At 59.9% G+C, this 13624-nt stretch carries 10 protein-coding genes; 8 read left to right on the top strand and 2 right to left on the bottom strand.

The genetic code is table 11. The annotated features are described in order from the left end of the window. Positions 1–7 precede the first annotated feature (7 nt). Complete coding sequence (locus EB809_RS17280; RefSeq protein WP_123636087.1) at positions 8–898, bottom strand: LysR family transcriptional regulator; 891 nt, start codon at positions 896–898, stop codon at positions 8–10. 183 nt (positions 899–1081) lie between these two features. Here EB809_RS17280 and EB809_RS17275 point away from each other — a divergent pair, with 183 nt between their 5' ends. The 6 genes from EB809_RS17275 (at position 1082) to EB809_RS17250 (ending at position 10303) form a co-directional block, all read left to right on the top strand. Next, complete coding sequence (locus tag EB809_RS17275; RefSeq protein ID WP_123636086.1) at positions 1082–2269, top strand: acyl-CoA dehydrogenase; 1188 nt, start codon at positions 1082–1084, stop codon at positions 2267–2269. A 58-nt stretch (positions 2270–2327) separates the two neighbouring features. After that, the gene (locus EB809_RS17270) at positions 2328–3578 is read left to right on the top strand and encodes a CaiB/BaiF CoA transferase family protein (RefSeq protein ID WP_123636085.1); all 1251 of its coding nucleotides are present in this window, start codon (positions 2328–2330) and stop codon (positions 3576–3578) included. A gap of 379 nt (positions 3579–3957) precedes the next feature. Continuing rightward, complete coding sequence (locus EB809_RS17265) at positions 3958–5274, top strand: short-chain fatty acid transporter (protein ID WP_123636084.1); 1317 nt, start codon at positions 3958–3960, stop codon at positions 5272–5274. A gap of 224 nt (positions 5275–5498) precedes the next feature. Next, entirely contained in the window at positions 5499–7532 is a 2034-nt protein-coding gene (locus EB809_RS17260; RefSeq protein ID WP_123636083.1) for a T6SS phospholipase effector Tle1-like catalytic domain-containing protein, read from the top strand. Next, positions 7529–8128: a DUF2931 family protein gene (locus EB809_RS17255; protein WP_123636082.1), complete on the top strand. Its 600-nt coding sequence runs from the start codon at positions 7529–7531 to the stop codon at positions 8126–8128. Before EB809_RS17260 ends, EB809_RS17255 begins: the two co-directional genes overlap by 4 nt. A gap of 513 nt (positions 8129–8641) precedes the next feature. Then, a complete protein-coding gene (locus tag EB809_RS17250; protein ID WP_123636081.1) occupies positions 8642–10303 on the top strand; it encodes an OFA family MFS transporter in 1662 nt (553 codons plus the stop codon). A gap of 48 nt (positions 10304–10351) precedes the next feature. Here EB809_RS17250 and EB809_RS17245 read toward each other — a convergent pair whose 3' ends face one another. Further along, entirely contained in the window at positions 10352–11431 is a 1080-nt protein-coding gene (locus EB809_RS17245) for a substrate-binding domain-containing protein (RefSeq protein ID WP_123636080.1), read from the bottom strand. Positions 11432–11558: 127 nt separating this feature from the next. On the opposite strand from EB809_RS17245, the gene EB809_RS17240 reads away from it, so the two are divergent. Together EB809_RS17240 and EB809_RS17235 are read left to right on the top strand one after the other, a co-directional pair. Next, a complete protein-coding gene (locus EB809_RS17240) occupies positions 11559–12065 on the top strand; it encodes a formate dehydrogenase subunit gamma (protein ID WP_123636079.1) in 507 nt (168 codons plus the stop codon). Next, positions 12065–13609 carry a formate dehydrogenase beta subunit gene (locus EB809_RS17235; protein WP_123636078.1) on the top strand — a complete coding sequence of 515 codons (1545 nt, stop codon included), beginning with the start codon at positions 12065–12067 and terminating at the stop codon, positions 13607–13609. The genes EB809_RS17240 and EB809_RS17235 overlap by 1 nt, the downstream gene beginning before the upstream one ends. The last annotated feature ends 15 nt before the right edge of the window (positions 13610–13624 follow it).

The raw sequence follows: 13624 nt of genomic DNA, 5'->3' as shown, positions 1-13624 counted from the left end.
CCGGGGTTTACTCGGGCTCGCCCTCACTCAACACCCAGTCCCGGAACAGGCAGACCGCCTCGTTATCGCGCCGGTGATCCGGCAGCACAAAATGGTAACCGCCCTGACTCTGGAAGCTGTGGGACACCGGCACAATCAGCTGCCCGGCCTCCAGCTCCCGCTCGATCAGGAAGGGCGGAATGAGCGCGATGCCCATGCCATGGGCAGCCGCTTCCGCCAGCATCGTGAACAGCTCATAGCGCTGCCCGGACATATCCCGCTCGACCCGCATGTCCAGTGACCGGAACCAGTGCCGCCAGGCATAGGGACGCGTGGTCTGCTGCAACAACGGGTAATCCAGGATTTCCTCGTAGGCGAGCGTCGTCTTGGGTCCGATCAGGTCCGGACTGCACACCGGCACTGGCCGTTCCCGCATGAACACGGTGGTTTCCGTACCGGACCACTCGCCATCCCCGAAATAGATCGCCGCATCGAAGGGCGTATCCGAGAACAGGAACGGCCGCGTCTTGTTGGTCATGTTAACCGTAATATTCGGATGCAGCGCCTTGAATCGCCGCAACCGGGGAATCAGCCAGCGCGTGCCGAAGGTCGGCACCACCGCCAACTCCAGGGCGTTTTCCGTGCCATGATTCCCCATGACGGACAGGGTGTCGCGCTCGATTTCGTTGAGGCGCTGGGCAACCAGACGATGGTAGTTGTGGCCCGCCTCGGTGAGCCGAACCCCCTGCCGGCCGCGCCGGAACAACTTGACGCCCAGGAACTCCTCGAGCGAAGCGATCTGGCGGCAGATAGCACTCTGGGTCAGCGACAGTTCCTCGGCCGCCTCGGTAAAGCTGACGTGGCGCGCCGCGGCTTCGAAGCCCATCAGGACGGTGGTACTGGGGACCTTGCGACGCATGGCGCTCTCCGGATAGGGTCAGGGCAGCAACTTATGAAGTGAGTTTTATGCACAACGAAATGAAATATTATCGTTTGAGCCCAACGTTGTCGATTCACTAGTATGGCCTCACATCAATAATATCGCGCGCTCCCGCATCACAAGAGATACCGCCAACTACACAACATGTGAGGTAAATGAACAATGAGCCGCCCCAACGCTGAATTTGACTGGTTGAGCCCTCTCCTGCTGGACAGCCAGCTTGAGGAAGAAGAACGCATGGTGCGGGACACCGCCCACAATTACGCGCAGGACAAACTGGCCCCGCGCGTCCTGGAAGCCTTCCGCCACGAAAAAACCGATCCGGCGATTTTCCGTGAAATGGGCGAACTGGGCCTGCTGGGCGCCACCATTCCGGAGCAGTACGGCGGCGCCGGCCTGAACTACGTGTCCTACGGCCTGATCGCACGGGAAGTGGAACGGGTCGATTCCGGCTACCGCTCCATGATGAGCGTGCAGTCGTCCCTGGTGATGGTGCCAATCAACGAATTCGGCTCCGAAGAGCAGAAGCAGAAGTACCTGCCCAAGCTGGCCAGCGGCGAATGGATCGGCTGCTTCGGCCTGACCGAGCCGAACCACGGCTCCGACCCCGGCAGCATGGAAACCCGCGCCAAGAAAGTGGACGGCGGCTACAAGCTGAGCGGCAGCAAGATCTGGATCACCAACAGCCCGATTGCTGACGTGTTCGTGGTCTGGGGCAAGACCGAAGACGGCAAGATCCGCGGCTTTATCCTGGAAAAAGGCATGAAAGGCCTGAGCGCGCCGGCCATCCACGGCAAGGTCAGCCTGCGCGCCTCCATCACCGGCGAGATCGTGATGGACGAGGTGTTCGTGCCGGAAGAGAACATGTTCCCGGAAGTGACCGGCCTGCGCGGTCCGTTCACCTGCCTGAACTCCGCACGCTACGGCATCGCCTGGGGCGCACTGGGCGCGGCTGAATTCTGCTGGACCGCAGCACGCCAGTACGTGCTGGACCGCAAGCAATTTGGTCGCCCGCTGGCCGCCAACCAGTTGATCCAGAAGAAGCTGGCCGACATGCAGACCGAAATCACCCTCGGCCTGCAGGGCTGCCTGCGCCTGGGTCGCATGAAGGACGATGACAACGCCGCCGTGGAAATCACCTCGCTGATGAAGCGCAATTCCTGCGGCAAGGCGCTGGACATCGCCCGCACCGCCCGCGACATGCTGGGTGGCAACGGGGTCTCCGACGAGTACGGCGTGATCCGCCACATGGTGAACCTGGAAGCGGTCAACACCTACGAAGGCACGCACGATGTGCACGCCCTGATCCTGGGCCGTGCCCAGACCGGCATCCAGGCCTTCACCGGCTGATCTGTCCCGGCCCGCTCTACGGAGCGGGCCACCCCTTCATATGACGAAGGACGCTGTCATGTCCGAAAAGTCTTCTTCCGGGCCACTGAGTCACCTGACGGTCCTCGACCTGAGCCGGATCCTGGCCGGCCCCTGGACCACGCAGATCCTGGCCGATCTCGGCGCCCGGGTGATCAAGGTGGAAAGCCCGGCCGGTGACGATACCCGTCGCTGGGGCCCACCGTTCCTCACTCGCGAAACAGACGACGGTCAGACCGAAAACGCTGACGCCGCCTACTTCACCTGCTGCAACCGCAACAAGGAATCGGTGTGCGTCGATTTCTCCAGACCGGAAGGCGCCGAGCTGATCCGCAAACTGGCCCAATCCGCGGATATTTTGGTGGAGAACTTCAAGGTCGGCGGCCTGAAAAAATACGGCCTCGACTACGACAGCTTGCGAGCCATCAACCCGCGCCTGGTCTACTGCTCCATTACAGGCTTCGGCCAGACCGGCCCCTACGCCAATCGCGCCGGCTATGATTTCCTGATCCAGGGCATGGGCGGGCTGATGAGCATGACCGGCCTCCCGGAAACCGATGAGCAACCCGCACAACCGGTGAAGACCGGTGTTGCCATTGCCGACGAGTTCACCGGCATGTACGCCGCCACGTCGATCCTCGCCGCAATCGCCAGCCGCGACCAGACCGGCGAAGGCCAGCACATCGACTGCTCGCTGCTGGACTGCCAGGTCGCCATGCTCGCCAATCAGGGGGCCAACTGGCTCGTCGGCCAACGCACACCGAAGCCGATGGGCAACAACCACCCCAACCTGGTGCCCTACCGCGCCTACCCGGTGAAGGATGGCCACGTCATCATCGCCTGCGGTAACGATCGTCAGTTCCGCTCCCTGTGTCAGGTGCTCGGCCTTGAGGCTCTGGCGGACGACGAACGCTTCGCCACCAATGCCGGTCGCGTCGAGCACCGGGATCGGTTGGAACCCGCCCTGGAAGTGCGTTTGACCGCTTTTACCCGTGACGAGATCATCGCTCGCCTGGAACAGGAAGCTGTTCCCTGCGGCCCCATCAACACCGTGCCGGAAGTGTTCGACGATCCACAGGTGAAAGCCCGTGAGATGGTGGTACCGCTCACCCGGGCCGACGGTGCGACCATTCAGACAGTGGCTTTCCCCGCGAAATTCAGCACCACGCCGGCGCGCTATCATGCGGCACCGCCAGAACTGGGCGCCAACACACAAGCTTTGCTTCGTGACGATCTTCAACTCGACGACCAGGCAATCGAAGCCCTCCGCCAGTCTGGCGTAGTAGCCTAGACCGTCACCCGCCGCCGCCACTCAATACCTCAACGACGGCCCTCTATTTATATTCCCGAACCTGTTCACCTTTATCGGGTAGTGCGGCGGGCCTCCGTACATAAGACCACGACCAAAATATAGGCACCTACTCTTGACGCTCTTCAGCGCATCGGCGATCATGTTCGTATAATTAACTTATGTTCGCATTACGAACTCACATAAAAAAAATAAGCATGGATGCCAGGCCCGCGCGGGTCCCAATCGCCGATCCTCCCTAACCGAAAGAGAGACGCCAGAAGGCGCCAGGGAACCTCTTTGGCCAGGGAGTTGGTACTCCAAAAGCTGACGGCGCTGATGACCCGTCAACTCGCGAAACCAAACCGAGAACTTAATAACCATGCAAGCCGTGACCAACTTCTCCGTCCGTATCGTGCAACGCTACCTCCCCAGCGCCTTTGTGCTGGCGATCCTGCTGACCGCCATCGTCTTCCTGCTGGGCGTCACCCTCACCGACCACTCCCCCATGGACATGGCCAACTACTGGGGAGGGGGCTTCTCGAAGCTGTTCAAGTTCGGGATGCAGATGACCCTGGTGCTACTGACGGGCTACGTGCTGGCGCTGACGCCAGTGGTACAGACCCTGCTGACCGGCATGACCAAACACGCCAGCACCCCCAAACAGGCGATGGTGCTGACCATTGTGGTCAGCTTTGTCTGCTACTACCTGAACTGGGGCTTCGGCATGGTGACCGGCGCTATCCTGGCTCGTGAAATGGGAGCCCGTATCAAGGGGCTGCACTTCCCGCTGATCGTGGCCGCGGCCTACGGCGGCGAGCTGGTGCGCGGTCCGTCGTCGTCCATCCCGCTGGTCATCGCCACGCCGGGGCACTTCATGGAAGACAGCATCGGCATCGTGCCGGTCACGGAAACCCTGTACTCATCGTGGAATATTGCGCTGACGCTGGCCCTGCTGGTCTTGCTCATCATCTTCTTCTTGCTGCAAAAACAGCCGGAGAAAATCGTGACGCTGCGTGTCGGCGACGAACGCCAAGACGAAGAAGTTCTCGACAAGGCGTCCATGAGCCCGTCCGACCGGCTGGAAAACAGCCGCTGGCCGACGCTGCTCCTGGGACTGATCGCCGCGGCCTTCCTGGTCGGTCAAGTGATCGACAAGGGCTTCAGCATCAACCTGAACACCATCATCGTGATCTTCCTGGCGCTGGGACTGCTCTTGCACAAGAGCCCGGCGGCCTACTTACACGCGGCTGAAAAGGCGGTCAACGCGGCTCGCGGCATCATCGTGCAGTTCCCGCTCTACGCCGGGATCGCGGGCATGATGACCAGCGCGGGACTGGTGACCCAGTTCAGTGAAGCGATTATTTCCATCGCTACACCCACCAGCTTCCCGCTGCTGACGTTCCTGTCCGCCGGCATTGTGAATTTCTTCATCCCGTCTGGCGGCGGCCAGTGGGCCATCCAGGGCCCGATCATGATGCAGGCGGCCGCCGCCATCGGTGCCGACCCGGCCCAGACCATCATGGCCTTCGCCTGGGGCGATGGCTGGACCAACCAGATCCAGCCGTTCTGGGCGCTGCCGCTGCTGGGCGTTGCTGGCCTATCCGCCCGGGACATCATGGGCTACCTGTTGATCTGGCTGGTGATCGCCGGTGTGGCGATTTCAGGCACCTTTGTTGCCTTGTCGGTCTTTGGCTAGTCTCCCCTTCTTCCTCCGGTCAGGCCATTGGTCTGACCGGCTTTTCGCTCTATTCCCTATTGGCACCTGCTGGTCAAACTGACCGCGATCATGCCTCGCATTTGCACCCATCGGCGCGTTTGATTACCGTGCCGTGACGCCTGCCAGATCACGGATCCGGTCTACACAGCAGGCGAGATTTCGCGCAACGGATTTGCGCAGTCCCCGAAACGCAAGGAACGCACATGCAGATCAAACACCCTCGAGATCTCACACTTCGGGATCTCCCCCGCATTGAATCCCCCGAATTCGCTCCAAGTAGCCTCCCGCTCAGTACGTCAATCGCCAGCCCCAGTCTCAGCGAAGCACTCAGACTCGCCGATGATTTTATTGGCAGCCCCTACCGGTCAGACAGCGAACGCATGGACCGTCTCAGGACAAAATTGCGGGATGGCTCGCTCGTCATGGTTAAAGGCATCACCGACACGCCCCCGTTCAGCCCGCTGATCGCCTGGCAGAATGGCGGCGCCCTGCCTGGTCGCTGGACCGTTTTGAAAGACGTCCACGGCCTGGACATGGCCTCCCGTGTCACCCGACTGAACGACTGGCAAATTACCCCGGAGCAGGTTGAACATCTCGGGCCGGGAGGCGTGGGGCATCTGTCAGCCAGTTCTTTTGACAGTGATCTTCGGGAGCAACGAGCGGCGGAGCGTGAGCAGGTCAGGCGGGATTCGCAGAAGAATTTGTCGTTGCCGGTTGGGGCTGCTGCTGGGGTGGCGCCGTTGGAAGCCCAATCAGAGGAGGCATATCAGGAAAAGCCCGAAAAGAAGCTCATTGTTGAGTTGGGACTGTTCTTAGATGGCACTCTCAACAACGCTGGCAATATCGAAATCTTCAGAAAAAATGTCAAAGAGACCTGCCTCACTCCGCACCAACGAGGTGAAATCAGTGATCAGGAGTGCAGGCACCGGCTGGCACTCATTATGGGTGATAGCTACGCAAACGGGGAGACCAACGTCTCCAAGCTTTACAGCCTGTACAGAGAAGCGGAAAGCGAAACAGCCAAAGCAAACATCAAAAGAGGAAGCATATATGGCCCCGGCGTCGGTACATCGACAGGCTCGGATGACTCGCTGATTAGCTCTGCAACGGGTTTGTGGCACTCAGGAATAATTCACCAAGTAACGGACGCACTTGAACAGACTGCATCACGCTTGCGCGCTTTGGCAGGCCAACAAACCGTTGACCAACTGACAATCGATATATTCGGGTTTAGTCGTGGCTCTGCTGCAGTACGACACGCTGTCTCTGAGATTGCAAAAGGTAAAGATGGGCAATTGGGCAGCATGGTCGGGCAACAAAATATGCCCTGGCCAGAACAAGTCGAGATTCGATTTGTTGGACTATTTGATACCGTGGCAGGCATCGTAAATCTTGCAACTGGCGATTTATCTGCCTCAAACGATATAACTGATCCGGTAAATATCTATCTGGATCCAGAGAATGTGAAAGCGGCGGTGCATCTAACTGCAGCCGACGAATGCAGGGAGACTTTTGCGCTCAACAGCTTATACAACAGCAAGGGCGATCTACCCGGTAACTTTTTCGAGATATCTCTACCCGGTGCACATTCCGATGTTGGTGGTGGTTATCATGATGAGTCTACAGAGTCCGTTCGGCTCGCCAGGCAGCTCACACTCGCCGACCGTCATACCCAATGGCCCGAAGAATCTCTCGAGTGGGATAACTTGAATTCCATCTTGGAGAAAACGAAATCCGAAGGATGGGTAGGCAAAGACAGCATTGAGATTCCGACAGATAACGCTCCCTATCTCGGAATCAAGAAGCATATGCGAACCGACCCGCCACCATACGGGAGGGTTAAGCTGAGTCTTGAAATGAACCGTCACTTGCGAGGCGAACTCTCTCGAATCCCTTTGCATCTAATGCATGAATTTGCGCTGAAAGCAGACGTACCTTTCGAACCACTGGACTCAATGGAGGACAAGTCCAAGTTGCCGAAAGAACTGGATGCCGTTTACCAATCGCTATCAGATCAGGTGGTGCGTCAGGGGAAGTCCAGCCCCGAACTCCAACAAGAAATGAGCCAGCTACTCAGACAGCGCTATATTCACCACTCCGATAACTTCAACACTATCGAATTTATGCTTGGCGACATGATCACAGAGTTCGAACTTCCTTTTGAACCGCTGATGCCATTTACGCCAGCCTCAAACAGAGATCGTATTATTCACCCCAACGAGCCAGAGAACTCATGAAACATTTCGTTTTCCTCGCGGCCTTGGCTGCCACCACTTTGTCAATTCAAGGCTGCTCAAGCCTGGAAGCCAACGACAAGCACTGGTCCTATTCCGTAGCTGCACCGGAACACTACCGGGTGTGGGTTGAGCATCTGGAGTTCGAGAAATCAGGAGAAAGACATTGGCGCATGCCAGTTGGGGGCGTCGAATGCTGCTGGAAAGGTGATAACGGGCCGATCGGCCCTGGCGGATCAATGCGCCCTTTCCCAAATTACATTGGCATTCAGTGGTTCTCCTTTGCAGATCAAAAATATTACCAGCGGCTTATATCGATACCTGAAAAAATCAAAGAAAAGATGAGCGAACCTGCTGAATATACAACCAGCCTTGGTTCCTTTGAGGGCCCCAGAGACATGCTTGTCATTGGGTTAGCTCCAGGAGGAGAGATTGTCCTCTGGATCATGAACCAAATCGGCAACGAGGTCGAAGTCGCCCGAATGCAAGCCAACGAAATTGGCGGCGATCCCAATGACTATCGGGCGGCCACCAAGCGTTATCTCAAAGAAAACGGCGACTACCTCAAGCAACACGGTGTCCCAACCAGCGGCTGGTAATCTCCATACACCCGCCCAATCATCACCATAGATTTCTTCATCGTCAGCCGTCGTTTCACGGCTGACCTCCCCGCCAGACGGCGTCCCGTCTGGCGACCCCCTGATTTTATTTAGCCTCGCTCAATATATGCACGTTAAATCATAAGACTTTTGGCTAGTTGCAGGCCTAACCACTTTTAACTGCAATCCATCATTGGTGATTACATGTTCACGACCTGTAACACCTATGAAATACCATGCATATAAAACAACAACAATGAGAGCCGCTATGAGAGGAATCATCGCGCGCCAGGATTGTCGGACAGGGGATCTCGGCTTACCACCATCCCTTACAACCGCCCTGCTTGATCTCACCAAGGCTGTGCACGCTGTAGGTATTCGACCCTCGCCTCTCGATTTCATCAGGCGATATCGCCGAAGGCTGACCAGCGAACGGTAACGATCCCAATGGACCCCAACCTCGCCACGGCAAGCGCTGTGACGCATAAGCAATAAAAAGAGAGAGGATTGTATATGGACGGCATTACTGAAGACGGCGCGCTCGCGTCGAACGGCCGGGGCTCGGCCGGCTTCTTCTCTCGTGAACGGACCATCGCCGGTCCGCAATTCAACCGATGGCTGGTGCCGACTGCCGCGCTGGCAATCCACCTGTGTATCGGGATGGCCTACGGCTTCTCGGTGTTTTGGCTGCCGATGACTCACATCGTCACCAATGCTGATCCAGCCATGTGCTCGAACCTGAGCTTCTTCCAGGCGCTGACCACCACCTCCTGTAACTGGACGGTGCCGCAGGTCACCCACATCTTCGAAACCTTTATCGCCATGCTCGGTGTGTCGGCAGCCCTCTGGGGCGGCTGGCTTGAACACGCCGGTCCGCGCAAGGCCGGCTGTATCGCAGCACTGTGCTGGGGTGGCGGCCTGATCGTTGGCGGCATCGGTGTGATGGTGCACCAGCTGTGGTTGGTCTACCTGGGCTGCGGCATCCTCGGCGGTATCGGCCAGGGGCTGGGTTACATCACTCCCGTTTCGACCTTGATCAAATGGTTCCCGGACCGTCGCGGCATGGCCACCGGTTTCGCCATCATGGGCTACGGCGGTGGCGCAATGATCGGCGCGCCGCTGGCCGTCCTGCTGATGGGCCACTTCACCGGCTCCGGTGGTACCGGCGTTGCCATGACCCTGGTGGTGATGGGTGCGATCTACATCGTGGTGATGGCCTCCGGCGCCATCGGCTTCCGCGTGCCGCCCAACGGCTGGAAGCCTGAAGGCTGGACACCACCGAAGGAAGCACACGGCAGCGGCATGATTACCCGTCGCCACGTGCATCTCGATACGGCCTGGAAGACACGCCAGTTCTGGCTGATCTGGGGCGTGCTGTTCCTGAACGTGACCGCCGGCATTGCGGTGATCTCCATGGCCAGCCCGATGCTGCAGGATGTATTCGGCGGGGAGCTGGTCGGCATCGATAACGGTGGCGCAGCGCTGACAGCCGCGCAATCAGCGGCGGTGGCGGCAGCGGCCGCGGGCCTGGTCGGCCTGATCAGTCTGTTCAACAGCGTGGGCCGCCTGTTCTGGGCCTCACTGTCCGACAAGATCGGCCGCAAGAACACCTACTACACCTTCTTCATCCTCGGGATGATCGTCTACTGCCTGCTGCCCACCTGGGGCCATCTGGGCATGCCGCTGATGTTCGTCATCTCCATCTGCATCATCCTCAGTATGTATGGCGGTGGCTTTGCCACAGTGCCGGCGTACCTGGCGGACATCTTCGGGACGCAGATGGTCGGTGCGATCCACGGTCGCCTGCTGACGGCCTGGTCCGCGGCCGGGATTGTCGGTCCGCTGGTGATTGCGGCGCTGCGCGAAGCCCAGCTTAATGCCGGCCTTGAACCCAGCCAGGTGTACGACCGCACGCTGTACATCATGGCCGGCCTCCTGTTCGCGGGCCTGATCTGCAACCTGCTGGTCAAACCGGTGAAGGAAGAGCACCACATGACCGACGAGGAAGTGGAGAAGGAACGCTCCCTGCAGCACGACGACAGCATCTCGGCCAACGCAGAGACGGCGGCGCGAGGCAGCTTCGGCATCGGCGGCGTACTGGCCTGGCTCGGGGTGGGCGTGCCCTTCCTGATCGGCCTGTACATCGCGCTGGCCAAGGCGGCCGCCCTGTTCTGACATGAGTCTCAGGTGAGTTTGCCGGGCGTCGTCACGGCGCCCGGCGATTCAGGCGCGATCGCTTTCCAGCAACTGCGCGAAGGTACAGATCTCGCCACAACGATCCGGGGCATAGCCGGCCAGTTTGTCGATCTCGGCCAGGAACGGCTCCGAACTCATCACCGCGAGCAGCTGCTGCATATTCTCCTGCTGCAGTCGCTCTTCGGGACAGATCAGCAGGTAGTGTTCGGTGGAGAGGTGGATAAAGTCGAGGCCGAACTGGGCCGCAGCCGCCTCCACCCCGAAACCGACATCCGCCATGCCGGCGGCCACATAGGCCGCCACGGCCGTGTGGGTGAACTCTTCCCGCTCGGCGCCGTTGATCTGGTTTTCGGTAATGCCCTGCTCGGCCAACAGCATGTTGAAGAGGATACGGGTACCGGAATGTTCATCGCGATTGATAAAGCGGATGTCCGGACGCGTGAGGTCAGCAAGACCGGTCACGTCCTTCCGGGTGTCGCTGCGAATGATGAGCCCCTGCTCCCGGGTGACAAACCGGATGATCCGCAGGCTCTTCAGGTCGAGCTGATCCCGGTAGGCCCGCATCACCTGATCCGCCAGCCGCGAGCAGGACGGAAAATGGAAACTGGCGATGTCGCAGTCCCCGCGACCCAGCGCATTCAGCGCCTCGGCCGGATTGCAGTACTGCAGGTCCAGCTCCACCTGATCGGCAAAGTCGGGCAGCAGCGCCACCGCATAACCATGACTGGCGTGCAGCCTGAGAATCGGATGCGCACCGGCCAGCAACTGCTGCAGCTGGTTGTTCAATTCCGACGCCATGCTGTCCATTTGCGGCCCCAGTCGCGCCTTCACACGCTGCTCGGACCAGAGCAGTTTCTCGCCCAACGGCGAGAGTTTCGTGCCCTGCCCCTTGCGCATATTGACCAACGGGAGCCCGAAGAAATCGGCTCCCCGGTTAAGCAAGTTCCAGGCGTGACGATAGGAAATCCGGGCCTCCTCGGCCGCCAGGGTGAGTTTACCGGAGTCCCTCAGGCTCTTGATCAGCCGGAACAGGACCGGGTCGAAAAGCTCGCCGTCGTCGCTGCGAAACACCCAGGCCGGCGAGATACTCAGCTTTTTTCTATGCATTGTTATTCATATTTATGGGGCGATAGGGGAGTGCTATTTTGGCCCCATAACGTCTCAAAAGCCAAAACAATTAAGAACGATCGTTCCTATAAAAGCGATCCACTAACAACCTGATGAGATAACTGCCATGCCACACGCCGGTCCCCAACCCGTACAGGACTGGACGCCCGAGCTGATCCAGCAGGCGGTCGACGCGCATAAAGACATGCCCGGCGCCATGTTGCCGATCCTCCACGCGATCCAGGACCGCTTCGGTTATATTCCGGAAGCAGCCGTCCCGATCATTGCCGAATCCCTGCGCCACACCCGCGCAGAAGTACACGGCATCATCAGCTTCTACCACCACTTCCGGACCCAGCCCTCCGGGAGCCATGTCGTCCAGGTTTGCCGGGCCGAAGCCTGCCAGGCCGTTGGCGCCCGCCAGCTGGAGGCGCACGTCAAGGAGCGCCTGGGCGTCGACTACCACCACACCAGCCGCGACAACGAATTCACGCTGGAGCCGGTGTACTGCCTCGGCAATTGTGCCTGCGGCCCGTCCATCCGGGTGGATGACGACATCCACGGCCGCATGGACGCCGACAAGTTTGACCGACTGGTGGACAACCTGACCACGACCGCCGTGGAGGTAAAGTGATGACTGTGACCGTCTATGTGCCTTGCGACACGACGGCCCTGGCCCTGGGTGCCAACGCCGTGGCCGACGCGCTGCAGCAGGCCGCCAAAGCCAAAGGCGTCGATATCAAACTCGTGCGCAACGGGTCCCGCGGCCTGTTCTGGCTGGAGCCACTGGTCGAGGTGGAGACATCGGAGGGCCGCGTTGCCTATGGCCCTGTGGAAGCGTCAGACGTGAGTGGTCTTGTCGAAGCCGGCTTGTTCGAGGGCAAAGCGGAACATCCGCTGGCCCACGGCCTGACCGACGAGATTCCATACCTTAAGAAACAGCAGCGTCTGACCTTCTCCCGGATTGGCGTGACCGACCCGCTGTCCATCGAGGACTACCGCGCCCATCGCGGCTTCGCCGGCCTGGAAAACGCCCTCAACATGGACGGCCAGGCAATCGTCGATGCGGTGAAAGACTCGGGCCTGCGCGGTCGCGGCGGCGCCGCCTTCCCCACCGGCATCAAATGGCAGACCGTACACGACGAGCCGGAAGGCCAGAAGTACATCGTCTGCAATGCGGACGAGGGCGACTCCGGCACCTTCGCCGACCGGCTGGTGATGGAATGCGACCCGTACATGCTGATCGAGGGCATGACCATCGCCGGGCTCGCCGTCGGCGCCAGTCAGGGCTACATCTACCTGCGCTCGGAATACCCGGTAGCGCATCGCATTTTCAACGAAGCCCTGGACCGGGCCTACAAGGCCGGCTATCTGGGCCAGAACATCCGCGGCAGCGGCAAACACTTCGACCTGGAAGTCCGCCTCGGCGCCGGTGCCTACATCTGCGGCGAGGAAACGTCCCTGCTGGACAGCCTGGAAGGCAAACGGGGCATGGTGCGCGCCAAGCCGCCGCTGCCCGCCATCAAAGGCCTGTTTGGCCGACCGACTGTGGTTAACAACGTACTGTCCCTGGCAGCCGTGCCCTACATCCTCGATCAGGGCGCACAAGCCTACGCCGATTACGGCATGGGCAAATCCCGCGGCACGCTCCCCATGCAACTGGCTGGCAACGTTAAACGCGGCGGCCTGGTGGAGCTGGCGTTCGGCATCACCCTGCGGGCACTGATGGAAGACTTCGGTGGCGGCACCCTGAGTGGCCGTTCGCTCAAAGCCGTGCAGGTCGGCGGACCGCTCGGCGCCTACCTGCCGGAAAGCCAGTGGGATACGCCCATCGATTACGAAGCCTTCGCCGAGTTCGGCGGTGTGGTCGGCCACGGCGGCGTAGTGATGTTCGATGACACCGTGGACATGGGCGAACAGGCCCGCTTCGCCATGGAATTCTGCAGCGTCGAATCCTGCGGCAAGTGCACCCCCTGCCGGATTGGCGCGGTGCGCGGCGTCGAAGTCATTGACCGCATCCGCGCCGGCGAAAATGCCGACGCCAACCTCACGCTGCTGACCGACCTCTGCGAAACCATGGTGGACGGCTCGCTCTGCGCCATGGGCGGAATGACGCCCTTTCCCGTGCAGAGTGTGATGAAGCATTTCCCGAATGACCTGACCCGGCAGAAAGCCTGACGGAGGGGAGACACC

The sequence above is a fragment of the Marinobacter sp. R17 genome (assembly GCF_003789045.1).
Lineage (GTDB): Bacteria > Pseudomonadota > Gammaproteobacteria > Pseudomonadales > Oleiphilaceae > Marinobacter_A > Marinobacter_A mangrovi.
The sequence above is the reverse complement of the archived record's forward strand: the minus strand, read 5'-3'. Positions and strand labels throughout refer to the sequence as shown.